This window comes from Sanguibacter gelidistatuariae (assembly GCF_900096585.1).
Classification (GTDB): domain Bacteria; phylum Actinomycetota; class Actinomycetes; order Actinomycetales; family Cellulomonadaceae; genus Sanguibacter; species Sanguibacter gelidistatuariae.
In genome coordinates this window covers 866,462-892,223 of sequence record NZ_FMYH01000001.1, presented here as the reverse complement: position 1 = coordinate 892,223, position 25,762 = coordinate 866,462, and the positions used below count along the sequence as shown (strand labels likewise).

18 protein-coding genes are annotated in these 25,762 nt (G+C 71.8%); 8 read left to right on the top strand and 10 right to left on the bottom strand.

Going from position 1 to position 25,762, the window contains the following annotated elements; genetic code table 11:
- Nucleotides 1–55: 55 nt before the first annotated feature.
- Complete coding sequence (locus BLQ50_RS03980; RefSeq protein WP_093181336.1) at nt 56–778, bottom strand: AAA family ATPase; 723 nt, start codon at nt 776–778, stop codon at nt 56–58.
- 106 nt (nt 779–884) lie between these two features.
- Complete coding sequence (locus tag BLQ50_RS03975) at nt 885–1,964, bottom strand: NADH:flavin oxidoreductase/NADH oxidase (RefSeq protein WP_093181335.1); 1,080 nt, start codon at nt 1,962–1,964, stop codon at nt 885–887.
- A gap of 179 nt (nt 1,965–2,143) precedes the next feature.
- Here BLQ50_RS03975 and BLQ50_RS03970 point away from each other — a divergent pair, with 179 nt between their 5' ends.
- The 3 genes from BLQ50_RS03970 (at nt 2,144) to BLQ50_RS03960 (ending at nt 6,268) form a co-directional block, all read left to right on the top strand.
- Complete coding sequence (locus tag BLQ50_RS03970; RefSeq protein WP_093181334.1) at nt 2,144–3,103, top strand: formate/nitrite transporter family protein; 960 nt, start codon at nt 2,144–2,146, stop codon at nt 3,101–3,103.
- Nucleotides 3,104–3,378: 275 nt separating this feature from the next.
- Nucleotides 3,379–5,379, top strand: coding sequence for an acetate--CoA ligase (gene acs / locus BLQ50_RS03965; protein ID WP_093181333.1), 2,001 nt, complete (start codon nt 3,379–3,381; stop codon nt 5,377–5,379).
- Nucleotides 5,380–5,386: 7 nt separating this feature from the next.
- Nucleotides 5,387–6,268: a hypothetical protein gene (locus tag BLQ50_RS03960; RefSeq protein WP_093181332.1), complete on the top strand. Its 882-nt coding sequence runs from the start codon at nt 5,387–5,389 to the stop codon at nt 6,266–6,268.
- Nucleotides 6,269–6,338: 70 nt separating this feature from the next.
- Here the strand turns inward: BLQ50_RS03960 and BLQ50_RS03955 are convergent, their stop codons facing one another.
- The 5 genes from BLQ50_RS03955 to BLQ50_RS03935 form a co-directional block, all read right to left on the bottom strand.
- On the bottom strand, nt 6,339–8,525 hold the full coding sequence (locus BLQ50_RS03955) for an efflux RND transporter periplasmic adaptor subunit (RefSeq protein ID WP_093181331.1): 2,187 nt from the start codon (nt 8,523–8,525) through the stop codon (nt 6,339–6,341).
- A 30-nt stretch (nt 8,526–8,555) separates the two neighbouring features.
- The gene (locus BLQ50_RS03950; RefSeq protein ID WP_093181329.1) at nt 8,556–9,575 is read right to left on the bottom strand and encodes a DUF5666 domain-containing protein; all 1,020 of its coding nucleotides are present in this window, start codon (nt 9,573–9,575) and stop codon (nt 8,556–8,558) included.
- A gap of 83 nt (nt 9,576–9,658) precedes the next feature.
- The gene (locus tag BLQ50_RS03945; protein ID WP_093181324.1) at nt 9,659–10,891 is read right to left on the bottom strand and encodes an ABC transporter permease; all 1,233 of its coding nucleotides are present in this window, start codon (nt 10,889–10,891) and stop codon (nt 9,659–9,661) included.
- Entirely contained in the window at nt 10,888–11,712 is an 825-nt protein-coding gene (locus BLQ50_RS03940; protein WP_245700860.1) for an ABC transporter ATP-binding protein, read from the bottom strand. Before BLQ50_RS03940 ends, BLQ50_RS03945 begins: the two co-directional genes overlap by 4 nt.
- A gap of 7 nt (nt 11,713–11,719) precedes the next feature.
- Entirely contained in the window at nt 11,720–12,958 is a 1,239-nt protein-coding gene (locus tag BLQ50_RS03935) for an efflux RND transporter periplasmic adaptor subunit (RefSeq protein WP_245700859.1), read from the bottom strand.
- 235 nt (nt 12,959–13,193) lie between these two features.
- On the opposite strand from BLQ50_RS03935, the gene BLQ50_RS03930 reads away from it, so the two are divergent.
- Nucleotides 13,194–16,628, top strand: a complete 3,435-nt coding sequence (locus tag BLQ50_RS03930; RefSeq protein WP_093181320.1) for a proline dehydrogenase family protein — start codon at nt 13,194–13,196, stop codon at nt 16,626–16,628.
- A 94-nt stretch (nt 16,629–16,722) separates the two neighbouring features.
- Nucleotides 16,723–17,205: a hypothetical protein gene (locus BLQ50_RS03925; RefSeq protein ID WP_139185722.1), complete on the top strand. Its 483-nt coding sequence runs from the start codon at nt 16,723–16,725 to the stop codon at nt 17,203–17,205.
- Here the strand turns inward: BLQ50_RS03925 and BLQ50_RS03920 are convergent.
- The 3 genes from BLQ50_RS03920 to BLQ50_RS03910 are packed head-to-tail and all read right to left on the bottom strand — an operon-like array spanning nt 17,189 to nt 21,229.
- Nucleotides 17,189–17,869, bottom strand: coding sequence for a TetR/AcrR family transcriptional regulator (locus BLQ50_RS03920; protein WP_245700857.1), 681 nt, complete (start codon nt 17,867–17,869; stop codon nt 17,189–17,191). The two genes, BLQ50_RS03925 and BLQ50_RS03920, sit on opposite strands and share 17 nt — an antisense overlap.
- Nucleotides 17,870–17,882: 13 nt before the next feature.
- Nucleotides 17,883–20,384 carry a YhgE/Pip domain-containing protein gene (locus tag BLQ50_RS03915; protein WP_093181306.1) on the bottom strand — a complete coding sequence of 834 codons (2,502 nt, stop codon included), beginning with the start codon at nt 20,382–20,384 and terminating at the stop codon, nt 17,883–17,885.
- Between the two features lie 44 nt (nt 20,385–20,428).
- Nucleotides 20,429–21,229: an ATP-binding cassette domain-containing protein gene (locus BLQ50_RS03910; RefSeq protein WP_093181305.1), complete on the bottom strand. Its 801-nt coding sequence runs from the start codon at nt 21,227–21,229 to the stop codon at nt 20,429–20,431.
- Between the two features lie 149 nt (nt 21,230–21,378).
- Here BLQ50_RS03910 and mshD point away from each other — a divergent pair, with 149 nt between their 5' ends.
- The 3 genes from mshD to BLQ50_RS03895 are packed head-to-tail and all read left to right on the top strand — an operon-like array spanning nt 21,379 to nt 25,696.
- A complete protein-coding gene (gene mshD / locus BLQ50_RS03905) occupies nt 21,379–22,344 on the top strand; it encodes a mycothiol synthase (protein WP_093181303.1) in 966 nt (321 codons plus the stop codon).
- A complete protein-coding gene (locus BLQ50_RS03900) occupies nt 22,341–24,665 on the top strand; it encodes an RNA degradosome polyphosphate kinase (RefSeq protein ID WP_093181302.1) in 2,325 nt (774 codons plus the stop codon). The genes mshD and BLQ50_RS03900 overlap by 4 nt, the downstream gene beginning before the upstream one ends.
- On the top strand, nt 24,662–25,696 hold the full coding sequence (locus BLQ50_RS03895) for an NUDIX hydrolase (RefSeq protein ID WP_093181300.1): 1,035 nt from the start codon (nt 24,662–24,664) through the stop codon (nt 25,694–25,696). Before BLQ50_RS03900 ends, BLQ50_RS03895 begins: the two co-directional genes overlap by 4 nt.
- Nucleotides 25,697–25,762: the final 66 nt, after the last annotated feature.

Sequence of the window (25,762 nt, the reverse complement as noted above, 5' to 3'; positions counted from 1 at the left end):
GGTCGGCCGACTGCGGCCGGCCTCCGCCCTGCCGACCACCTCCCAGGCCTCCGGCTCACAGGTGGCGCAGGAACCGCCCCGGCGCGTCGAGGAAGGACCGCCAGCTGCGCACGAGCTCGAGGTCTTCCCATGCGGTCTCGCGCAGTCCCCAGTCGCCGACCTCGTAGATCGTCGCGCCGGGCAGCGCCGCAAGGAGGGGAGAGTGGGTCGACAGGATCACCTGGGACCCTCCTTCGGCGAGCTTGTCCTTGAGGATCCCGAGCAGCGAGAGACAACCGGAGAACGACAGAGCGGACTCCGGCTCGTCGAGCAACCACAGCCCCTGCCTCTTGAAGCGGTCGACGATCAGGTCGAGGAAGGACTCCCCGTGGGAGACCTCGTGGAAGCTCATGTCCGGACGGGACGATGACGGGTTCTCCTCAAGGTATGTGAACAGCCCGTGCATCGTCTCGGCCCGCAGGAAGTACCCGCGCCGGGTGGCCCCGATGTCACGCTCGATCCCGAGGTGCTCTCCGAGGACGGACTCGCTGACCCTGGTGGAGTGCATCGCCCCGGTCGACCCGCCCTCGGGCGAGAGCCCGTAGGCGGCGGCCACGGCCTCCACGAGGGTGGACTTGCCGGACCCGTTCTCCCCCACGAGCACGGTCGCCGGGCCGAGCTCGAGCCCGGCGTCCAGGATCTGGGCCACCGGGGCGAGCGTGGCCGGCCAGTCCCCGCGCGGCATGGGGACCAGCGGATGGTCGACGATCCGGCGGATCGGGACGCTGTCGATGCTCATGCCCCATCCTGACAGGCCGACGACCGCACCAGCGGCATCGCCGTCTCGCGCGCCTTCCATCCCCGTCGCGGGCCTTCGCACGGCGAGACGACGCGGGGCCGGGCTCCTACCGCCAGGCTGCCCGCACGTACTGCGCAGGCCAGCGGGCCTCGTCGTCGGGCAGGCCGAGGGCGTGGGCGGCGCGCAGCGGCCAGTGCGGGTCGCGCAGGCCCTCGCGGCCGAGCATGATCGCGTCGGCCGAGCCGTCGAGGAGCACCTGCTCGGCCTGGACCGGGTCGGTGATCAGCCCGACGGCGCTGACCGGCACACCGGCCACGCCGCGGACGTCGCGGGCGGCCGGCACCTGGTAGCCGGGGCCGACGGGGATCTGCGCAGGGGCGTTGCCGCCGGAGGACACGTCGATCAGGTCGACCCCGTGCCCGCCGAGGACCTTGGCGAGCTGCGCCACGTCGTCGACCGTGAGCCCGCCGGGCAGCCAGTCGGTCGCCGAAACTCGCACGAACAGCGGCTTGGACTCCGGCCACACCGCGCGGACGGCGTCAGCGGTCTCCACGAGCAGCCGGGCCCGGTTCTCGAGCGACCCGCCGTAGGCATCGGTGCGGGTGTTCGACAACGGGGAGAGGAACTGGTGCAGCAGGTATCCGTGCGCGGCGTGGATCTCGACGACGTCGAAGCCGGCCGCGTCCGCGCGCCGGGCCGCGGCGGCGAAGGCCGCGGGGACGTCGGCAATCTCGGCGAGGGTGAGCTCGCGCGGGGCGACGTAGCCGGGGAACGCCTCGGGCGAGGGGCCTGCGGTCTCCCAGCCGCCGTCGGGCAGCGGGACGGAGCCCTGGACGGGCGACCACGGGCGGAAGGTGGAGGCCTTGCGGCCGGCGTGGGCGAGCTGCACGCCGATCGCGGCACCCTGGGCGCGGACGAAGTCGACGATCGGCGCCCATGCCTGGGCCTGCTCGTCGGACCAGATCCCGGCATCCTGCGGGGAGATCCGCCCCTCGGGGACGACGGCGGCGGCCTCGGTGAGGACCAGCCCGAACCCGCCCTGCGCGCGGGCTCCCAGGTGCACGAGGTGCCAGTGGCCGGGCAGGCCGTCCACGGCCGAGTACTGGCACATCGGCGCCAGCCAGATGCGGTTGGGGATGGTCAGGCCGCGCAGTGTCAGCGGCTCGAAGAGCAGGGGGTGGGTCATGCCACGTCCAACCGCACGCCCGGGAGCGACATTCCCGGCGTGGACACCGGTCCGGATGTCGGGACGACGTCGGGACGGGGGCCCGAACGTGTGCCAGCACACAGGGCTTTGACCCGTCAGCGACGGCGTCGGGTCATTGGTCCCACGATTTGCAGGTAGGGCTCCTTGATGCTTAGTGGGTGCTGACCATCCCAGAAGCCATGGAATACCAGCGGGCCGCGGCCCGCACCAAGGTCGACTCGACCCGCCGCCCGGTCGCCTACGCCGTGCAGTCGATGCTCGCCGGGGCGTACATCGGGGTGGCGGTCGTCCTGCTGGCCTCCGCGGCCGGTCCCTTCCTCGCCGCAGGCTCGCCCGCGACCAAGCTGATCTCCGGGCTGGTCTTCGGAGTCGCCCTGACCCTCGTGATCATCGCCGGCGGAGAACTCGCGACCTCCAACATGATGACCCTCACCCAGGGCGCGATCGGGGGCCGCATCTCCTGGCGCGAGGGCGGGGTGACGCTGCTGTTCTGCTTCGTGATGAACATCGCCGGGTCATTCGTCTTTGCCGCGCTGGTCCACTACTCCGGAGTGCTCGGCCCCGAGACCCCCGGCGGCAAGATGATCGCCAGCATGCTCCAGGCGAAGGGCAGCGAGAGCACCTCCGAGCTGTTCTTCCGCGCGATCCTGTGCAACGTCCTCGTCTGCCTGGCCGCCTGGTCCGCGGTCCGCCTGACCTCCGAGGGCGCCAAGCTGGCCGTCATCTTCTGGTGCCTGCTCGCCTTCATCACCTCCGGCTTCGAGCACGTGGTCGCGAACATGACCACCTTCGGCCTGGGCCTGATCGGCGGCATCCCTGGGGCTACGTGGGGTGAGTTCGCCCGCAACATGAGCGTCGTCGGGCTGGGGAACCTCGTCGGCGGCGGCCTGATCGTGGGCTTGGGCTACGCGGTCGTGGCCGGCCCGCTGCGCCCGGCGCTCCCTGCCGCGCCGACGATGCCCGACGCCGTTCCCGCGCTCCCGGTCGTCGTCTCCGCCCCCGCCGCGAGCACCGCCTCACACACCGTCGCCACGGCCGACGCCGCGGACCCCGCCGCACGCACATCCCCAGGTCTCCCCGTTGTCGCCCTCGAAGCGGAGACCGCCGCGCGCACCTGAGGTCATCGCACCATCGCGGTGAGCCGCTCCGGCCACTGAGCCTGACCTCAATGCCCCTAGACATGGCCGCTCTCCCGCACGGGAGAGCGGCCATATCCATGCGGGGTATTCCCCCGACCCGCGCCAGGTCCACGCCCGGGAGGCCTCCACGAGGGTTTTCAGACAGATCCGCCCGGAGTTTGTTCGGTGTCCTCAGCTGTGGGCCAGGGCACATTAGACTCCAGGTGGGACGTAGGTCCTACCCGCAACAGAGACGATGCGTACCGGAGGTAGTCGTGCCACAGGACAACCAGCCCACAGGACTGGAGAACCTTCTCCACGAGACCCGGACCTTCCCACCGAGCGATGCCTTCGCCGCGCAGGCCAACGCCCAGCCCGAGCTGTACGAGCGCGCCGCCGCCGACCACCTCGGCTTCTGGGCCGAGCAGGCGAAGGAGCTCGTGACGTGGAAGACCCCCTTCACCCAGACCCTCGACTGGTCCGACGCCCCGGTCGCACGGTGGTTCGCCGACGGCACGCTCAACGCCGCCTACAACGCGGTCGACCGCCACGTCGTGGAGGGCCGCGGCGACCGCGTCGCCCTCCAGTTCGAGGGCGAGCCCGGCGACACCCGCACGGTCACCTACGCCGAACTCCAGCGCGAGGTCTCCCGCGCGGCCAACGTGCTCTCCTCCCTCGGCGTGGCCAAGGGCGACCGCGTGGTCATCTACCTGCCGATGCTCGTCGAGTCCGTCGTCGCGATGCTCGCCTGCGCCCGGATCGGCGCCCCGCACTCGGTCGTCTTCGGCGGGTTCTCCGCCGACGCGCTGCGCAGTCGCATCGCCGACGCCGAGGCCAAGGTCGTCATCACCTCCGACGGCGGCTACCGTCGCGGATCGGCCTCCGCGCTCAAGCCCGCCGTCGACGAGGCGATCGCCCCGCGCGAGGGCGCTCCGGCGTCGAGCATCGAGCACGTGCTCGTGGTCCGCCGCACCGGCCAGGATGTCGCGTGGACGCCCGGGCGCGACATCTGGTGGCACGAGGCGCTCGAGGCGGCCGATGTGCAGCACACCCCCGTGTGGGTCGACGCCGAGCACCCGCTGTTCATCCTCTACACCTCCGGCACGACCGGGAAGCCCAAGGGCATCCTGCACACGACCGGCGGCTACCTCACCCAGGCCGCGTACACCCACAAGTACGTCTTCGACCTCAAGGCCGACACCGACGTCTACTGGTGCACGGCCGACATCGGCTGGGTCACCGGGCACACGTACGTCGTCTACGGCCCGCTGGTCAACGGTGCGACGCAGGTCATCTATGAGGGCACCCCCGATTCCCCGCACCAGGGCCGCTGGTGGGAGATCGTCGAGAAGTACAAGGTCTCGATCCTCTACACCGCCCCGACCGCGATCCGCACCTGCATGAAGTGGGGCGACGAGATCCCCGGCAAGTACGACCTCACCTCCCTGCGCGTGCTCGGCTCGGTCGGCGAACCGATCAACCCCGAGGCGTGGATGTGGTACCGCCGGGTCATCGGTGGTGACAAGGCCCCGATCGTGGACACCTGGTGGCAGACCGAGACCGGCGCGATCATGATCTCGCCGCTGCCCGGCGTCACCGCGACCAAGCCCGGCTCAGCCCAGACCCCGCTGCCCGGAATCATCGCCGATGTGGTGGACGACGACGCCAACCCGGTTCCCGACGGCGGCGGCGGCTACCTGGTGCTCACCCAGCCGTGGCCAGCCATGCTGCGCGGGATCTGGGGTGACCTGGAGCGGTTCAAGGACACCTACTGGTCCCGGTTCAAGGGGATCTACTTCGCCGGTGACGGCGCCAAGAAGGACGAGGACGGTGACATCTGGCTGCTCGGCCGGGTTGACGACGTCATGAACGTCTCGGGTCACCGGCTGTCCACGACCGAGATCGAGTCGGCGCTCGTCTCGCACGAGATGGTCGCCGAGGCCGCCGTGGTGGGCGCGGCGGACGAGCTGACCGGCCAGTCCGTCGTGGCATTCGTCATTCTGCGGTCGTCCTTCGCCAAGGATGCCGACCCCGAGGCGGTCCAGGCTCTCCTGCGCAACCACGTCGCCAAGGAGATCGGCCCGATCGCCAAGCCGCGCCGGATCCTCGTCGTCTCCGAGCTTCCCAAGACGAGGTCGGGGAAGATCATGCGACGCCTGCTCCGTGACGTCGCGGAGAACCGCGTGGTCGGCGACGCCTCGACCCTGGCCGACTCCTCGGTCATGGCTCTCATCTCGAGCGGCCTTGCCGCACCGGCGCCCTCGTCTGAGGGATGATTGGTGCATGACTGAAACGAACGTCTCGGACCCCGCTGTCATCGACGAGCTCGCCAGAGCAGCGGTCCAGGTCCGCGAGGATGCCTCGCCGGAGGAAAGCCAGATCCAGTGGGGTGCGCTGTGGCGGGTGGTGCTCGACCTCGACCGGTGGTTCTTCGTCCGCGACGACTCCGAGGTGCTGCGCCCGGGGATGGTGACGTTCAACGGCAAGTCCGCGGTCCCCGTCTTCACCGACATCAAGCGGGCCATCGCCTTCGCCGACGGCGGGCGGGGTGGGGCGAACAAGGTGTTCGCCTCTCCCCCCGCCCAGATGCTCACGGCCGCCGGGCAGCTCACGACCGCTGGGGTCGACCTGCTCGTCTTCAACATCGAGGACGCGCCGTTCGGTGCACCACCCGAGGTGGTCCAGACCCTCGCGAGCGATCTGGCCCGGCTCAACGCGCAGAACGCGGCGCAGCGCTCGAACATGTCCCTCGACCCTGCCGAGGAGACGATCCTCGACCGCCTGGCGGTGATCGCCCGGGACAAGCCGACCGAGAACGCTGCCCAGTCCGCCATGTGGCGTGAGGTCTTCGCGCTCGACAACTGGTTCTTCATCCCGCGCGGCGGGGCGGAGCAGTTCAACCCGTACGCGATCACGATGGACCTGGGACCGGCCATCCTGGCGTTCTCCACCCCCGCACGGGCCGCGCACTTCGCCCAGTCACAGAACCTGGAGAACGCCGACCAGGTGCTGGGCATGCCGGCGCACGCGGCCGCAGCCGCACTGGCCAACTTCACCGCCGCCGGGGTCAAGCTCGTCCACTTCGACCCGCAGAACGGGGCCTTTACCACCCGGCTGGAAGACCTCAAGGCGATGCTCGGCTACGTGACCGGAGAACCCGCCTGACCCGAGGCCGCCCGGTCTGGACGGCTTGAGCTCGCTTCCGCGCCATGCGAGGAAGCGAGCTCTTGTCGTCTCAGAAACCGGGCGGGGTGCCTCCCCCAGAGAATCCGCCGCCACCGGGGAAGCCACCGGCTCCTCCGGTCGTCGCGGAGTCAGAGGTCGATCCGCCAAGACCTGTGAGACCACCGCTGCTGTCCGTGGTCGAGTCGTCGGTCGTCATGGGCTGGGACAGGTCCGCGAGGATCACGGCATCCCCGGCCGACAGGCCCGAGGTGATCTCAGTCCGCTCCGGGCCGATCGCCCCGACCTCGACGTCGACCGACGTCGGCTCCCCGGACTTGAGCACCTGGACCGTGTACTTCGATCCCGTCCTGTGCACCGCGGAGCTGGGCACGGTGAGGGTCTCAGCGGCGGCCTCCGCAGTGATGGCGACCTGGGCCGATGCCCCGTTGAACAGCGGCTGGTCGGTCGCCTCGAGGGCGATGGTCACGGCGTAGGACGGCGTGGACGTCGTCGAGACGTCGAGGATGCCGATCTCGCTCACCACCCCGGTGAGCTGGGCTGACGCGCTCGCGGTCGTGATCGTCGCCGCCTGACCGGCTGCCAGGATGTTGACCGACGTCAACGGCACGGTCAGGGAGACGACGTACCCGTCTTCCCCGATGACGGTGACGACCGAGGTGGTCGACGACGCCGTCACCGAGTCGCCGACGGCCAGCGTGATCTGCGCGACCGTCCCAGCGATCGGGCTGGTGAGGCTCGCGAGCGTGAGGTTCTGCTGGGCGATGGCGACGTCGGATGTGGCGACGTCGATCTCTGCCTGGTCGGCCACCAGGTCCGCGGCCGAGGCCACATTGGTGCCCCCGGCACTGCCAGACGCGCCTGCGCTCGAACCGCCCGACGAGCCACCGGCAGCGGAGCTGCCTGCGGCCGAACCACCTCCGGGCGAACCGGTCGAACCGGAGCTAGCCCCTGACTGGCTCCCGGACGGTGCACCGGAGCCGCTCGAACCGGTCGACCCCTGCGACGGCGTGCCCCCGTCCGTGACCGACCCACCGGTGCTCCCACCCGGCGCGGTCGGGGTCGTGCCCGGAGCAGACGGATCGGTCGCCGGGCTCGTCGGGCCCGTCGTGCTCGGCTGAGCGTCGATGGCGGCCTGCAGAGCCGCGAATGCCGTCTGGACCTGGGCGACGGCGGCGTCGAGATCGGTCACCCGCAAGGACAGTGCCTGCTGAGCCGTGTCCGTGCTCGTCTGGTCGGTGAGGACCGTGCTGATCGCCGTCTGGCAGGCGGTCAAGGCTGCGGAGGCGTCGGTGTGCGCCTGCTGCTGTGCCGCGAGTGCCGCCTGAGCCGCGCCCAGGTAGGCGGCCGCGTCCGCAGGGTCGATGGCGTCGAGGTCGACGTCGTCGCCCGGTGTCAGGTCGAGGAAGGCCTGGCACACGGTCTGCGAGCCGCTCAGCGAGGTGCTGGCTGTGGCCAGGGCCGCGCTCGCGACCGCGTACTGGTCCAGGAGCGCCTGCTGCGCGGCCGTGACGGCAGTCACGGCGTCGTCGACGCCCCGCTGCGCCGTCGCGACATCCGTTGCGGTGGTCGCGGTTGCGGCCGTCCGGACTGTCGAGGCAGACGCGACCAGATAGACCGCGTTGCTGACCGACGTCGACGCGGCCTCGGTCGCGTCGTCTGCTGAGGCGGCGGGAGCCGTCGTGTGCCCGGCCGTGGCGATGGTCGCCGACCCGGACGTGTAGGCGACGTTCCCGGCCGTCGTCGTGCTCGACGAGGTCGACGAGGTCGACGTGGTCGTCGAGGACGTGGTCGTGGTCGACGACGTCTGGGAGTCCCGGTCGTCCTGCAACGCCTGCTCGGCGTCGGCCAACGCCGCCTCGGCCGCCTCGACGGCCTCCTCCAGGTCCGTCGTGTCCAGGAGGGCGAGGACGTCACCGGCTGCGACGGTCCCGCCGACGGCGACCTTGATCTCGCTCACGGTCCCGCCCACCTTGAAGGCGGCGTCGGACCGGGATGCCGAAGCGACCGTGCCCACGGCCTCGACCAGCTGCTCGACCGATCCCTGACCCGCCTCGGCGGTCCGGTAGCCGCTTGTGCTGCGGCCGCTGGCCACGGTCACCCCGGCGACGACGAGAACCATGACCGCCGCGATCGAGGAGGAGGCGACGATCCGTCGGCGGCGACGGAGGCGACGACGCCGCGCCGCCGTGGGCGTGGCCGTGGGCGTGGCCGTGGTAAGTGCTGTCTGCTCAGGCATGAGACGTGTCCTCTTCCTCTTTCGTACCGTCTAGTTCTTGGCGTTCGAGCTGGCCGTGCCGGAGGGAGCTCCGCCGCCTCCGCCGCTTCCGGGGCCGCCCAGCCCGCCCATACCGCCCATGCCGCCCGCTCCCCGGGTGCTGCAACCGTCGTCGCCGGCCTCGGTCAGCGCAATGCTCGTGGCGGTCACGGTTCCGCTCGAGTCGGCGTCACCGGAGACCCGGGCGCACAGCCCGACGACGATCGCCGAGGTGTCGGTGTTGGTCGTCGCCGTGTACGTGGTCGCGTCGTCGAGGGCGACGGTCACGGTCGAGGCGCTCCCGTCCTGGGCGGTGGTCGCAACCGTGACAGTCGTGCCGTCCACCGCTGTCACCACGCCCGTCGTGAAGGAGCCGAAGCCACCGCCCCCGCCGGCGCCGCCGGCCATGTCGGTCGGCATGTCGGTCGGCATGTCGGTCGGCATGTCGGTCGGCATGTCGGTCGGCATGTCCGTCGGCATATCCGTCGGCATATCGCCTCCGGCCGCTGCGTCGTCCCCGCCGGTCGGGCGGCCGCCGCCGCCCCCTCCCCCGAAGCCGGTCGTACACGCGCCGTCGACGGCCGCGGAGACCGCAACCGAGGTGGCGGCCGTGGACTCGGTCGACGTTTCGGTCGCGACGCCGCCCATGACCACGACGCAGCTGCCGACCGTCACCTCGGCTGCGGTCGCGGCGAGGGTCTGCGTGACCGTCGTGGCGTCGCCGAAGCTCACGGCGGTCTGGGAGTCGGAGCCCTGCACCTGGATGACGCTGCCTGTCAGCGAGGCGATGAGACCCGAAGTGCCAGACGCCGCACCGCGGGTGCCCTGCCCACCCCCCGCGCGGTCGGCGGCGGCCTGCTTGGTGGACGCGGCCGTCGTCGGGCTCGCTGCGTCGCCCGAGCCACCGGAGCACCCGGCGAGAGCCAGGGCCAGGCCCGCGGCACAGGCCACGAGCGGGCCGGCGGCGAACAGGCGGCGCCCGGGGGCGGGACGGGAGGAAGCGGGACGAGACGGTGCGAGATGGTGAGACATGGAATCCTCCTGAGGGACGGGAACGGGAACGAGCTCACGAACAGGTGACGGCACGGCTGCAGAGCGCGACGCAGCGGGAACCGTCATTCGCTGCGAAGGGCGTCGATGGGCGCGAGCCGTGCCGCGCGCGACGCCGGGTAGACACCGAAGGTGATGCCGATCGCGACGGCGATCACCAGGGACCCGACCACAGCGACCGGGGAGATGACGATCGAGGTGTCCAGGACACCGGGCAAGATCTTCGCCGCCCCGATGCCGAGCGCCACACCGGCCACGCCACCGGCCAGGCCGAGAACGGCCGCCTCGACGAGGAACTGTCGGCGGATCGCCCACGGCGGTGCGCCCAGGGCTTTGCGAAGGCCGATCTCCCGGGTTCGTTCAGTAACCGAGACGAGCATGATGTTCATGACGCCGATGCCACCGACGAGCAGAGACAGGGCCGCGATGCCGACGAGCAGGACGGTCAGCGTCTGGTAGACGGCCGTCGCCGTGCTCACGAGGGCGTCCTGACTGGCGATCGAGAAGTCCGCCGAGTCGGCGTCCGTGATCGAGTGCAGGTTGAGCAGGAGCGACTGCGCCTCCTGGTAGGCGGCCGAGAGCTGGTCGGCCGACGCCGCCTGGAGATAGATGGTCGAGACCGAGTTGCGGTCCGTCCCACCGATGACCTGGTCGGCCGCGGTCCTCAGCGGGATGACGGCCGTGTCGTCGAGGTTGCTCGTCGAGTCCGACCCGGCGGAGGCGAGCACGCCGACGACCGTGAACGGGATGTCCTCGATCGTCACCGTGTATCCGGTCACGTCTACCGAGCCGAACAGCTCGGTCGCGGTCTCGGATCCGAGCACGACGACGGCAGCGCCCGACGCTTCGTCGTCGTCGGTGAAGAACGCTCCGCTCGAGAGTGCGCGGGACCTCACGTCGAGCCAGGCCGGGGTCGTCCCCACGACGGTCGTGGTCCAGTTGGTCGAGCTCGTCTCGATCGCGAGCGAGCTGGTCTTCTCGGGGGCCACCCCGGAGACGTCCGGGGCGTTGACCGCCGAGGCGAGGGCGACCGCGTCGGACCGGGTGAGCGTCGCGGCCGAGCCGAAGCCGCCCCGCATGCCGGAGGTGTCGGTGCTCGACCCGGGCGTGACGATGAGCAGGTTCGAGCCGAGCGAGCTGATCTCCGCGCTCACGTCCTTCTGGGTACCCAGCCCCAGTCCCACCGTGAGGATGACCGCCGCGATCCCGATGAGGATGCCAAGAACCGTGAGCAGGGATCGCATGGCGTTGGAGCGGACGGCCGAGAGGCCGGTCCGGAATGTCTCTGACCAGGTCATCGGGTGCTTCCTTCGTGTGCGCCAGCGGCCGGTCCACCGTGGCGCCCGGACGGTGAGTCCGAGTGGATGGCGCCGTCTCGGACCCAGACGATCCGGCTCGCCTGCTGGGCGACCTCGAGCTCGTGGGTGATGAGGATGATCGTGCGGCCCTGGGCGTGCAGCTCGTCGAAGAGGGCGAGGACGTCCGCCGTCGAGACCGAGTCGAGGTTGCCGGTCGGCTCGTCAGCGAGGATCAGGGCGGGTTCCCCGACGAGGGCCCGGGCGACGGCGACGCGCTGCTGCTGGCCACCCGAGAGCTCACCGGGACGGTTGTCGACCCGGTCCGCGAGCCCGACCCGCTCGAGCGCGGCCACGGCTCGCCGCTGGCGCTCGGCCTTCTCGACCCGTCCGTAGACGAGGGGCAGCTCGACGTTGCGCCACGAGGGCAGCGACGGCAGGAGGTTGAACTGCTGGAAGACGAAGCCGATCCGCTGGTTGCGGATCTGGGCGAGGTCTTCCTCGTCAAGGTTGCCGACGTTCTCACCGGCCAGCCGGTACTCGCCGACGGTCAGGGTGTCGAGGCAGCCGAGGATGTTCATCAGGGTCGACTTGCCGGAGCCGGACGGTCCCATGATCGCGACGTACTCGCCCTGGTGGATGGCCAGGTCGATGCCACGCAGCGCCTCGAACTCGATCGCGCCCGAGCTGTAGGTCTTGCCCACGCCGTCCAGCTCGATGACCGGGGCGGTCGGGTCGGTGGTCCAGGCACCCGGGAAGCGGTCGACGGCCGGCTCGGTCGCCGTCGATCCTCGTCCCGACCTGCCGGAGGTCATCAGGTCCATGCCGCGCTCAGCCACCGTTGGGCCCTCCCTGTCCACCGGGCATCGCGGGGCCGCCGGGGAAGTTCGCGCCGTCCGGCATCGTGCCGCCGCTGGGGAACTGGCCGGTCTGGGTGTCCTGACCCGATCGGCCCGTCTGGCCGGTCGACTGCGCCACGATCGTCACGAGCACCTCGTCTCCCTCGGCAAGGCCGTCCGTGATCTCGACCGAGGAACCGCTCGTCTCGCCGATGGTCACGGTCGTAACGACCTGCGTACCGTCCGCGGCGACCTTGTCGACGACCGAGGCCCCATCTACCTGACGCACGGCGGCCGTGGGGACGGTGAGGACGTCGGTCCGGCGCTCGTAGATGATCGACACGTCGGCCGATACCCCGTCGTTGAGACCGTCGGGGTCGCCGGTGACCGTGATCGTCACCGGGTATCCGGCGACTCCGCGGGTGCTCGTGGAGATCAGACCGATCTCGGTGACCGTCCCGAAGACGGTGCTGGAGAGGTTGTCCACCGTGAGCTCAGCCTGGTCACCGACGGTCAAGGAGGCGATGTCGGACTCATCGACCGTGACCGGGACGGTCCAGCTGGTCGTCCCGACGATCGTGAACTGGGCCGAGGATGCCGAGGAGGTCGTGGCAGTCGTAGCGCCACCCGCGGACGCAGAGACGGAGCCAGATCCGGCGCCGCCACTGCTGCTCCCGGACCCTCCGACGACGTCGCCGACGGCCAGGTCCACCGACGTGAGGATCCCGTCGACCGGTGCGATCAGGGTCGCCCCGGCCAGCTTGTCCTCGGCCGAGGTGACCTGAGACTGCGCGAGCTCGACCTGCTTGGTGCTCGACGCGATCTGGGCGTCGGAGGCGTCGGTCCCGTCGGCGTCGTCGCTGTTGTTGGACAAGGTCGCCTGGGCCTTGGCCAGGGTGGCTCGTGCCGCGAGCACGTCGGCGTCGAGGGAGAGCGTGTCGATCGTCGCGAGCGTCTGCCCGGCGGTCACGGTGTCACCCGCGGCGACCAGAACCGAGGTGACCGTCCCACCGGAGGCGAAGCTGACATCCTCCTGGACCCCGGGCGTGAGCGTCCCGGTCCCGGTCACGCTCTTCTCGAGGGTCGTCAGGCTGGCTGCCACCGTCTGGGTCTGGGACTGCGCGGCAGCGGCGGACGAGTCGCGCACCACGAACCAGTACACCGAGGCTCCGGCGATCACCAGGACCGCGACACCGGCGATCATCCACGTCCGGACGCGCAAGCGCCCCATCACTCTTCTCATGCTCTCCCTCACACGACGCCGGGCACAGTGATCCGGACTGGATTCACCGAGTGGCAGGTAGGGACGCTACGGACCGGTTCTGGGGCGAAAGTAGCCCTGTGCTGTGCCTACGCTGTGAAACGTGGGCCGCCCTGGGCGCGAGGCGCACGACCGCGGTCACGCGTCCCGCCCCCTGCCGACCCTGTGGGATGCCCGCGCAGGTCAGCGGGCGCACGATGGACCCATGCCTGATGGAGCGATGTCTGATCGACCGATCCCTGATGGACCTGTGCCTGCTGCCGAAAGATTCACCGACGCTGCCGTGGACCTCGCCCGCGAGTGGCTGGCGGCTGCGGCCGCCAACCAACCTTCCGCCGGGCGCAGCTCGTCGGCGCGCCTGGCCCACCTCGTCGCCGACCCGGCGGGCCTCGAGCTCGCCATCCGCTTCGTCGACCGGGTCGCCCGCCCCGAGGACAACCGCGTGGCCGCCCGCGAGCTCGCCCGGATGCGGGGCACGGGCAACACAGGCGGCAGTCCGGTGACCGGCGCCTTCCTCGGCCCGGTGGACCGCGTCCTGCTGCTGGCCGGTGGCGCGCTCGCCGCCGTGCTGCCCGGCGTCGTCGTGCCCGCCGCCCGCGCGCGGCTGCATCAGCTCGTGGGTGGGCTGGTGGCCGACGCCGGCCCAGGGCTGGCCTGCCACGTCGCGGGGCTGCGCGCGGCGGGCTTCCGGGCGAACATCAACCTCCTCGGCGAGGCGGTCCTCGGCGAGCGCGAAGCCGCGGACCGGACGCGGCGCCTGCGCGAGCTCATCGAACGACCCGACATCGACTACGTGTCGATCAAGATCTCCGCCGTCGTGAGCCAGCTCTCCGCGTGGGACACGGCCGACGCCGTGCATCGCGTGATAGCGACCGTGCGGCCGCTCTACCTGACCGCAGCGGCGCACGGGACCTTCCTCACCCTGGACATGGAGGAGTACCACGACCTCGCCCCCACCCTCGCGGTCTTCCTGCAGCTCATGGCCGACCCGGAGCTGGCCGGCGCCGAGATGGGCATCGCTCTGCAGGCCTACCTCCCCGACTCGACCGCGGCCCTGGACACCGTGACCCGGGCGGCCGACCGGCGGCGCGCGGTGGGCGGCGCGAAGGTCAAGGTCCGCCTGGTCAAGGGTGCGAACCTGGCCATGGAGCGGGTCGACGCCGAGCTGCACGGCTGGGCCCAGGCGCCCTATCCGAGCAAGGCCGACGTCGACGCGCACTACGTCCACCTGCTCGACCGGGCGCTCACCCCCGAGCGGACCCGGTCGGTGCGGATCGGGCTGGCCAGCCACAACCTCTTCGACGTGGCCCTCGGTCACCTGCTGGCCCGCGACCGCGGGGTCGGCGCCGCCCTCGACGTGGAGATGCTCCAGGGGATGGCCCCCGCGCAGGCCGAGGCGGTCCGCGACACGGTCGGCCCACTCGTGCTCTACACGCCCGCCGTCGCCGAGGCGGACTTCGACACCGCCGTGTCCTACCTGGTCCGCCGGCTCGAGGAGAACGCCTCGGGGGAGAACTTTCTGCACGCCCTGTCCGGCGGCTCGCAAGCCCCGGAGATGACCGCGCAGGAGGACGCGTTCCGCGCGGCCGTCCGCGCCAGCGGGTCCGTCTCGCTCGCGCTGCGCCGCGTTCCGCGTTCGGAGGCGGCCACCTGGGCCCGGCCCGGCGCAGACCCCCGGACGGAGGATCCGCCGAGACCGTCGCCACCCGCCTTCACCAACACTCCCGACACCGACCCCGCCCTCGCGGCAAGCCGCGCCTGGGCGCAGCGCGTGGTGTCCCGCGCCACTGCACGCCGGCTGCTTGCCGACCCCGCGCCGACCCAGGTGCTGGGCACGGACGGCGACGTCGACGCGGTCGTGGCGCGCGCCGTCGGGCAGGTAGGGCCGTGGGGAGGGACGACGGCGGCGCAGCGGCGGGAGGTGCTGCGCACGGCGGGCCGGCTGCTCGAGGAGGCGCGCACGGACCTCGTCGCCACGATGGTCCATGAGGCGCACAAGACGGTGGCTGAGGCGGACCCCGAGGTCAGCGAGGCGGTCGACTTCGCGGTGTACTACGCCGAGCAGGCCCTCGCGCTCGAGTCTGTGCCCGGGGCTGTGTTCATCCCGGACGGCACGACGGTCGTCACCCCGCCGTGGAACTTCCCCGTGTCGATCCCGCTCGGCTCGGTCCTGGCCTCGCTCGCGGCCGGGGCGCCCGTCATCGTCAAGCCCTCCCACCTCACCCCGCGCTGCACCGAGGTCGCCGTCCGCGCGGTGCGTGAGGCGTTGGTCGCCCACGGGCACTCCCCCGACGTCGTGCAGGTCGTCCGGGCGCAGGAGGAGGCCGGGCGCCGGTTGGTGACCCACCCGGACGTCACCCGGGTGCTGCTCACCGGGTCGCTCGAGACCGCCCAGGCCTTCGCCCGCTGGCGCCCGGAGCTGCAGGTGCTCGCGGAAACCTCCGGGAAGAACGCAATCGTGGTGACCGCCGCGGCGGACGTGGACCTCGCGGTCGCGGACGTCGTCCACTCCGCCTTCTCGCACGCGGGGCAGAAGTGCTCCGCCGCGTCGCTGCTGATCCTCGTCGGGTCGGCCGGGCGCAGCGCCCGGTTGCGGCGCCAGCTCGCGGACGCGGTGGCGTCGCTCGCCGTCGGGCAGGCGACCCACCTCGCCACGACCATGGGGCCGCTCACCGGCCCGCCCGGCGCCAAGCTGCTGCGCGCCCTGACCACCCTGGACCCGGGCGAGCGGTGGCTCGTGCGCCCGCGCCGGGTGCCCGCGCTCAGCTCGGGCGACTCCCCTCACCTGTGGACCCCCGGGGTCAAGGTAGGCGTCGCATCGGGGTCGTTCTTCCATCTCACCGAGGTCTTCGGACCGGTCCTCGGCGTGATCCGGGTGGAGACCCTGGACGAGGCGATCGCGGCGGCGAACGCCGTGCCCTTCGGCCTCACCGGGGGCCTGCACTCCCTCGACGAGCAGGAGATCGCGACCTGGCTGGACCGCGTCGAGGTGGGCAACGCCTACGTGAACCGGCACATCACCGGGGCGATCGTGGGTCGCCAGCCCTTTGGCGGCTGGAAGGCCTCGGTCGTAGGCCCCGGCGCCAAGGCGGGCGGCCCCGGCTACGTCGCCCAGCTCGGCCGCTGGCACGACGGCGCCGGTGTGCCCTCGCGCGAGACCGACCCGGCGGCGTGGCTTGCCTGGGCGCTGGCCGACGACGAACGGGCCTGGGCCGAGCTCTCGACCGACCACGAGCTGGCGGGGCTGCGCGCAGAATCGAATGTGCTGCGCTACCGCCCGCTGCCCCACGTCACGGTGCGGGTCGGGGCGGGGGCGGAGCCGTGCGAGGTCGACAGGGTGCTGGCCGCCGCGCGCCGCGTGGGCGTCCCGGCCACGGTCAGCCACGCCGACCGTGAAGGCGAGGCCGAGTTTGCCAGGCGGGTGGCCTCCGGGCAGGTGACCGGGCACATCCGGGTCGTCGGGGCGGCCCCCGGGCTGCGTGCCGCGGCCGCAGCCCGCACCGGGTCCGTCACGGTCCTCGACTCACCGGTCGTGGCGAGCGGGCGCCGCGAGCTGGTGACCATGCTGCGTGAGCAGGCGGTCTCCCAGACCGTGCACCGGTTCGGGCACCTGCCGGCCAGGCCGCCCGCAGCACCGTGAGGAGGTTGCCCACAGGGCGGGTCGCATGGCGGCGAACCCACAGGCCGGCCGACCCGGGCCGCGCCCGGGAGGCCCGGTGCCTAGCGTCGATCGCATGTCAGCCACCCAGTGCACCATCCCGCCGGCCCAGCCGGACCAACGCGCCCAGCCCGCCCGCGGATCTCAGACGGCCGGTCACCACCGCGGCCGGTCACGTGCGTCGCAGGACACCAGGCGCAGATCGCCCGGCACCCGGTCTGCGCGGCTCGTGGCCATCCTCGCGACCGGGGCGTGCGCCGCGCTCCTGGCGATCCACGGCGGCGGCTCGCCTCCCGTGGACGAGAGCCCGGCCGCGGCCCAGCTCAGCTCGACCGCCGGTGGGACCGCCGGCTGGACCGTCGGCGGAGCGGCCCCGTGGTCGCCCATCGTCGCGGCTCCGGGTGACCTTGGCGCCGTCGGTGCCGTCGTCGAGTCGGTCGGAGACTTCGTCGGGGCGCTCGCCCCAGGAGCAGAGTCGCTCGGGGCCAGCCTCAGGTCGGTCACGGTGCGCGTCTACTACACCGCCGGATGGTGGAAGCCGGTCACAGGCCGATGGTGAGGGCGAGCACCGCCGCGAGCACGTCGTCGAACTCCCGCTCGGGCTGGAAGACCAACCACTCCAGCCCAGCGACCAACGTCGCCCCGAAGACCGCGGCGGCAACGAGCGACACGTCAGCCCCGGGCCGGGTCTGGCGCAGCGCCGCCGCGTAGAACTCGATGACCTCGGCGCGGATGTGCCCCACCGTCTCCTGCCACTCCCGGCCCACCCGGAACACCTCGGCCGCGAGCAGCTTGGCGAAGTTCGGGTGGGCCTGGATCTGCTCGAGCACCGCCGCAACGAGGGCGGCGAGCGCGTCCTTTCCGGTGAGCCCCTCACGCGCACCCTCCAGGGTGCGCGTGAGGCGTTCGAGGCCGACGGACAGCGCTGCCTCGAACACGTCGCTCTTGGAACCGAAGTTGTAGTAGACGCTGCCCTTGGCCACGCCCGCCGCCGCCGCGATGTCGTCGACCGAGGTCGCAGTGAAGCCTTGGTCGGCGATGAGGTCGACCGCCGCGTCGATGATCTGCTGCCGGGTCCCGGCGCGGCGGGCCGCGAAGGCCTGCTCGCGCCGGGTCCCCGATGCCTCGGTCCCCACGATTCCCACCCGTCCCGCTCGTCGGTTCTCGTCAGCGCCCATCAGCACAGGGCTCTTCGGCTCGTTGCTCGTCGGCTGAGCGCTCATCGGTGCACGGCGCTCAGATCTCCAGCGCCGGGTGCAGGCGCTCGAGCGTCCACGTGCGCATCCGACCTGCCCGCCAGGCGCTGACTGCCAGCGACAGTAGCAGGACGCCCAGGAGGTAGGCGATCGCGACGCCGAGGCGACCGTCGACCCCTCCGGTGATCACCTGACGCAGCCCGTCGACGGCGTAGCTCATCGGCAGCAGCGGGTGGATCACCTGGAAGAACGTCGCTGTGGTCTCGACCGGGTACGTCCCGCCGGAGGAAGCGAGCTGGAGCATGAGCAGGGCCAGGATCGCGACCTTGCCCGCGGCCGGGCCGAGCAGCGCGATGAGTGCCTGCTGCACGGCGAGGAAGGCCGCCGCGACGAGCATCGTGAACGCGATGGTCCCGGCGACGTGCGTCATCTGCAGGCCCACCCCGAAGTGGATGACCGCCAGCATCACCGCGACCTGGGCCACGCCGATGACCAGGGCCGGGAGGTAGCCGGCGAGCGTGGTCCGCCAGCCCGAGGCCGGGGTGGCCAGCGCCCGGGAGGGGATCGGTCGCAGCAGCAGCCACGTGATGAGGGCTCCCACGAAGAGGGCGAGCGGGATGAAGAACGGCGCGAAGCCCTCTCCGAACCCTTCCGCCTGGGCGATGTGGGTGTTGGTGACCGTGACGGGTGCGGCGATGACCTGGGCGCGTTGCTCACGCAGGGCCTGGCCGTCGTCGGGCAGCGCGTCGGCGCCGGACCCGAGGGCGTCGGCGAGGGTCTGGGTGCCCGCGGTGAGCTCCACGGAGCCGTCAGAGACCTGCCCGGCGCCGTCTGCGAGCGTGGCCGTCCCGGTGGCCAGGTCTTGTGCGCCGGTGTCCGCCGCGGCGGTTCCCGCCGCGAGCTGCTGGGTCCCGGTGAGCAGGCTCGATGCGCCCGTGGACAGGGTGGAGGCACCCGCACTCAGCTGCGCGGAGCCCCCGGCGAGGGTGCGCGCGCCGGTGTCCAGGGTGGTCGCCCCAGTCGCCAGCTGGCTCGCGCCGGTGGTCAGCGCGGTCGTGCCGTCTGCGAGCGACGTGGCGCCCGAGCTGAGCGTGGTCAGGCCGTCCCGCAGGCTCGTCGCCCCGGCCGCAACCTGGTCGACGCCGTCCCGCACGGTGGGCGCGCTGGTGCCGGGCTGCAGCTGGGCGTTGAGCGCCGAGGCTCCCGCGGAGGCCTTGGTCAGGCCGGTCGCGAGGGCCGGCAGACCGTCCGTCGTGCTCGTGGCGAGCTGGTTCGCGCCATCGACCAAGGTCTGGAAGCCCACCGCTGAGGCGGCCAGCTTCTCGTTGGTCGGCAGCGCGGTCAGCACCGTCCGGTTCGTGGTGATCAGTGCGGTGGTCTCGGGGGTCGTGGGCAGCGCCTGGAGCGCCACGATGTTCGCCTGAACGAGCTGACGCAGCGTCGGCACCTGGCCGGCGAGGCCGTTGACCTCGGTCTGGGCCGCGGCGATGCCGGCGGACAGCGTCTGCGCACCGGTCACGGCCTGGTTCATCCCGGCGACCAGCCCGGTCTCGGCGGTGAAGCCGCCGGCCAGGGTCTGTGCGCCGGAGGCGAGCTGGACGAGCCCGGCCTGCGTGCTGGTCGCACCGGAGGCGAGGGTCGTGGCGCCGGTGAGGGCGCCGGAGGCACCCGTGGCCAGGGCGTCAGCGCCCGTGGAGACGGTCGAGGCCCCTGTGGAGAGCGCCCCCGCGCCCGCCGCGAGGTTGGTCGTGCCACCCGCGAGGGACTGCGCGCCGGTGTTCAGCGTGGAGCTGGCGGAGGCGAGCGTGCCGGCGCCGTCGGCGAGCTGGCCGGCTCCCGTCTCGGCGCTGCTCGCACCGTCGGCGAGCGCGCCGGTTCCGGTCGCGAGCAGGGCGGCGCCGTCGGCGGCCGAGGTGGCGCCGTCGGCGACTGCCGCGGCCCCGTCGGAGAGCTGTCCGCTCGCCGCCGTGAGGGTGAGCGAGCCGTCGGTGGCCTGGGCGAACCCGTCGCGGGCACTGCCCAGCCCGACGAGCAGCTTGTCGACCGCCTGCTCGCCGATCTGCTCCCGGATCGCGCCCTGGACCTGCGTCATCGCGCTGCCGCCAAGGGTCGTGGCGAGGAAGGAGTTGGCGTCGTTGTAGGTGACCATGATCTGGGCGGCGCTGGGGTCGTCGCCGGCCGCGCTCGCCACGGTCGAGGAGAAGTCCGCGGGGATGGTCACCGCGAAGTAGTAGGTGCCGTCCCGCACGCCGCGGTCTGCCTCCTCGGCGTCGACCCGGGCCCACTTGAGATCACCGGAGTCGACGAGGCTCGTGGTCACCTGGTCGCCGACGTTGACCGCCTCGTCGTCCATCACGGTGCCCGAGTCGGAGTTGACGATCGCGACCGGGAGCAGGTCGAGGTTGCCCATAGGGTCCCAGAACGCCCAGAGGTACAGGGCTCCGTAGAGCAGCGGGACGAGGATCATCGCCCCGATCCCGAGCTTGGGCAGCAGGCCGCGGCGGAAGCGCCGCAGCTCCGTACCGGTCGAGGTAAAAGACATCACAGGAGTGGTTCCGATCGTGAGAGCAGGTAAGGAAGAGGAGGTCAGACCGGCAGCGGACCGGTAGTCAGGGACACCGTGGTGGGCGCGGTGGGCCAGACCATGGCGCCGACCTCGCCGGCGGAGGCGACCGAGCCGATCACGGTCACCCCGGTCGTGGTGATCGCGTGGAGACGGTCCCAGACGAGCTGGCGGCGGGCACTGTCGTGCACCTGGTCGAGGTCGTCGACGAGAAGCAGCTCGGGTCCCTGCGCCATCGCAAGCATGATGCGCAGCAGCATGGCGTCGACCTCGTCGAGGTCCCACACCATGGAGTCGAGGGCGGGGCGGGTGCGCGGGCCGAACACGGGGTCGGCGAGCGCGGCGTAGGTCTTCTCGGTCACGGCGGGGGTGCGCCGGTGCCACGGGGACAGCCAGGCGAGCCGCTCACGGATCGTGTCGGCGATCGTCACGGCGTCGTCGAGCTCGTCGATCCCGGTGAAACCGGCGATCGCGGCGCGGCGCTGGACCTGGCGGCGCTGCTTCTCCCCGCGGCGGGCCGGCAGGGCCGTGCCCAGCAGGGTCAGCCGACTGTCAGCGCTCGGCACCATCCGGCCGGCGAGGGTGAGCAGCAGGGACGAACGGCCTGCGCCCTGGGGGCCCTGAAGCACGATGAGGTCGCCGGCCAGGACGTCGAGGTCGAGCGGTCCGTAGACGAGTCCGCGCGCACCCTCGAGCGTGAGGGCGCGCGCCCTGATCGCGAGCGAACGCACGGGCTGTGCTGGGGTGGTCGGGGTGGGCTGCGCCGGTGTGGTCGGCGTCGCCTCGACCGCGTCGCTGGCGTGCAGTGCGACGGTTTGGTTCATGGGTGGTCCTCCGGGAGTGGCATCCGATCACTTTTAGACTGACCGGTCAGTATGAAGATACGCCCGGTGAATCGGTCCTGCCAAGCCGAACGCCCCCGCTCTCCGTGCGACCTGCGTCACCACACACCGAACCGTGATGGAATTGCCCAGTGGATGACACCCAGATCGCGGTCGTGACCGGCCCCCTGACCGAGGCCGACGCGGGTGCCGTGCGCCGGCTGGTGCGCGCGGCCGAGCACGTCGACGGGGTGGCTCCGCTGTCCGAGCAGCCGCTGCTGTGGCTCACGGACCCGGCCGCGCGCGTGGCCCACCTGTTGGTGCGGGCCGCGGACGACCTCGCGGGCTATGCGCAGGTCGACCTCGCGGTCGCCGGTGCCGCCTCCGCCGAGCTCGTGGTCCACCCCTTCGCCCGCCGCCACGGCGTCGGCTCGGGGCTGCTCGACCGCGCGCAGCTGCTCGCCCAGGCGGGTCGGCGCACCCTGAAGGTGTGGGCCCACGGCGACCTGCCGGCCGCCCGCGCCCTCGCCGACCGCGCCGGCCTCACGGTCGTGCGCGAGCTCTGGAAGATGGACCTCGACCTCACGACCTACCGCACCGAAACCCTCCACCTGCCGGGCGGCGTCCACCTGGCCACCTTCCGCCCCGGGGCCGACGACGCCGCCTGGCTCGAGGTCAATGCCCGCGCCTTCGCGAGCCACCCCGAGCAGGGCCGGCTGACCGCGGCGGACCTGGCGACCCGGATGAACGAGCCCTGGTTCGACCCCGAGTCCTTCCTGCTGGCCTGGCGGGGCGCCGAGCTCCTCGGCTTCAGCTGGCTCAAGGTTTCCGGCGTCGCGACCGACGCAGGGAAGGCTGGGGGCACTGGAGAGATCTACGCCCTCGGCGTCGACCCGTCCGCCCGCGGCCTGCGACTGGGCTCCGCCCTCACCCGGGCGAGCCTGGACCGGCTCGCCGCGCTGGGCCTGGCGACCGCCGAGCTGTACACCGAGGGCGACAACACGGTGGCCGTGCACACCTACTCGGCCGTCGGATTCACCCGGGTGGCGGTCGACGTGCAGCTCGGCCTCGCCCGCGGCACCCAAAATTCATCGAGTGATGTCACGATGAACCTATGAGCGATTCGACGACGACATCCCGCCGTGGCGCAGACAACTCTGCCGCCCCGCGTCCCGGTGCTGCGGCCGCCACGGTCCAGCCCAGGTCCGGTCTGTACGACCCCGAGCTCGCCGCGCACATCGCCGAGCACATCGGCGAGGGCGAGGAGGTCCCGGCGCTCTCCTTCGAAGACCTCCCCGACCTGCCCGAGGACCGCTTCGGCGACCGCGAGCTCAGCTGGCTCGCCTTCAACGAGCGAGTGCTCGAGCTCGCCGAGGACGAGAATCAGCCGCTGCTCGAACGCGTGCGCTACCTGGCGATCTTCGCCTCCAACCTCGACGAGTTCTTCATGGTCCGGGTCGCCGGCCTCAAGCGGCGCATCGCGACCGGCCTCGCGGTGACGGCTGCCTCCGGCATGACCCCGCGAGAGACGCTCGAGTCGATCAGCTCACGAACGCACGTCCTCATGGCTCGCCACGCCCGCGCCTTCTCCGGCGGCATCCGCGGCGCACTCGACGCCGAGGGCATCAACCTCGTGCGGTGGGAGGAGCTGTCCACCCAGGAGCAGGACCGCCTGCACAAGTTCTTCCGCAAGCAGATCTTCCCGGTGCTCACTCCGCTCGCGGTCGACCCGGCGCACCCCTTCCCCTACATCTCCGGGCTCTCGCTCAACCTCTCGGTCCTCGTGCTCAACCCGGCCACCGGCAAGGAGCACTTCGCCCGGGTCAAGGTCCCCGGCCTGCTGCCCCGCTTCATCGCGGTCGACGCCAAGGGCCGCCCGAGCGCGCCCACAACCCAGTCCAAGAAGGGCCCGACGTCGTTCGTGCCGCTCGAGGACATCATCTCCCACCACCTCGACCACCTCTTCCCGGGCATGGAGGTCGTCGAGCACCACACCTTCCGGGTGACCCGCAACGAGGACGTCGAGGTCGAGGAGGACGACGCCGAGAACCTCCTCAAGGCGATGGAGAAGGAGCTGCTGCGACGCCGCTTCGGCCCGCCCGTGCGCCTCGAGCTCGCCGAGGGCATCAGCCCGCGGATCCGCCAGCTGCTCGTGCGCGAGCTCGGCGTCGTCGAGGACGAGGTGTACACCCTGCCCGCTCCGCTCGACCTCACGGGCCTCAACCTCATCGCCGACCTGGACCGCTCGGACCTCCACTACCAGCGGTTCGTCCCCACGACCCACCGGTTCCTCGCCGAGGTGGAGAGCGCAAGCCCGACCGACATCTTCGCCGCCATCCGCGAGCGGGACATCCTGCTGCACCACCCCTACGACTCCTTCTCGACCTCGGTCCAGACCTTCCTCGAGCAGGCCGCCGCCGACCCCGCTGTGCTCGCCATCAAGCAGACGCTGTACCGGACCTCGGGCGACTCCCCGATCGTCGATGCGCTGATCGACGCGGCCGACGCCGGCAAGCAGGTCCTCGCCCTCGTCGAGATCAAGGCCCGCTTCGACGAGCAGAACAACATCTCCTGGGCCCGCAAGCTCGAGCAGGCCGGCGTGCACGTGGTCTACGGGATCGTCGGGCTCAAGACCCACTGCAAGCTCTCCCTCGTGGTGCGCCAGGAACCGGACGGCCTGCGCCGTTACTGTCACGTGGGCACCGGGAACTACAACCCCAAGACCGCGCGGCAGTACACCGACCTCGGGCTGCTCACCTGTGACCCCGACGTCGGCCAGGACCTCACCCGTCTGTTCAACCAGCTCAGCGGCTACGCGCCGCAGTCTCGCTTCCACCGGCTGCTCGTGGCGCCGCGGTCGGTGCGGTCCGGGCTCGTCGAGCGGATCGACCGCGAGGCCGCTGCGGCCCGCGCGGGCAATCCCTCGTGGATCAAGATCAAGGTCAACTCCGTCGTGGACGAGGCGATCATCGACGCCCTGTACCGCGCGAGCCAGGTGGGCGTGCCCATCGACCTCGTCATCCGCGGCATCTGCGCGGTGCGCCCCGGCGTGCCCGGCCTGAGCGAGACGATCCGGGTCCGGTCGATCCTAGGACGCTTCCTCGAGCACTCGCGGATCTTCGCCTTCGCCAACTCCAGCGGGCCGGCCTTCGGGGAGGGGCCCACCTCCGGCCCCGAGGTGTTCATCGGCTCGGCCGACCTCATGCACCGCAACCTCGACCGTCGGGTGGAGACACTCGTCCGGCTCTCGGACGAGTCTCAGATCAACGACCTCATCGAGTTGATCGACGTCTCCATGGCAGACTCCACGTCGTCCTGGCACCTGCGCTCCGACGGCACCTGGACCCGACACCACCTCGACGCGAACGGCGACCCCTTGAGCGATATCCAGCACGACCTCATCTCCCGGCAGCGGCGTCGACTGAGCCTGGGCAGGTGAGCGTGAGCTCTCCCACCGGATCGCGGTTCCGCGTTCGTGGCACCACGGGCGTGAGCGATCCGGCCACCGACCAGACGGCCGTCATCGAGTCCGCGGGCGCCCTGGTGTGGCGTGTGCGCAAGGACAAGCTGCAGGTCCAGCTGATCCACCGGCCCCGCTACGACGACTGGTCCTGGCCCAAGGGCAAGCTCGACCCGGGCGAGACCCTGCCGGCCGCAGCCGTGCGCGAGGTCGCCGAGGAGACCGGCCGACCGGTCGTCCTCGGGGTGCCGCTGCCAGGGCTCCAGTACCTGACTCCCGAGGGCGCGGTGAAGCGCGTCCACTACTGGGCGGCAACCCGTGCGCCCGCGGGCAGCCCACCGCTCGAGGCGCGGGCGCCGGTTCCCCCGGTCGACCCGGCCGAGATCGACGACATGAAGTGGTTCACGGTCGACAAGGCCGCCGAGAAGCTCACCCGCGCCGCCGACCGCATCCCGCTCGAGGCCCTCATCGAGGAGCACAACCACGGCAGGCTGGCCACGACCGCGCTCGTGGTGGCCCGGCACGGCAAGGCGCTGGCCCGCAGCAGCTGGCACGGGACCGAGATCGACCGTCCCCTGACGCCCACCGGGCACGCGCAGTCGGTCGCCCTGGTACCCGTGCTCGCGGCCTTCGGGGTCGACGCCGTCGTCACGAGCCAGTGGCGACGCTGCGCCGACACGATCGAGCCGTACACGCGAGCCGCGAGGCTCTCCCCGATCAGCAGCGAGCACCTCACCGAGGTGGACCACGAGCGCTCACCCAGCCAGGTCGCCGCGGTCATCCGCACCCTGCTCGAGTCGGCCACGCCCACCGCGCTGTGCACGCACCGCCCGGTGCTCCCGACCGTCCTGGACGTGCTCGGCCAGCACTCGCGCCGGACGGTCGCCGCCGCGCTGCCCACGAGGGACCCCTTTCTCGAGCCGGGCGAGGTCCTCGTCACGCACGTCGCGCAGAGCCCTAAGGGGCCGCGCGTGGTCGGCGTCGAGCACATCCGCCCAACGCTGACCTGACGCCGGCGCGGCGCCACGGCGGAGCCGGCTCTGCGCCGGCTCCCCCGTCAGGCCAGTCGACCTGAA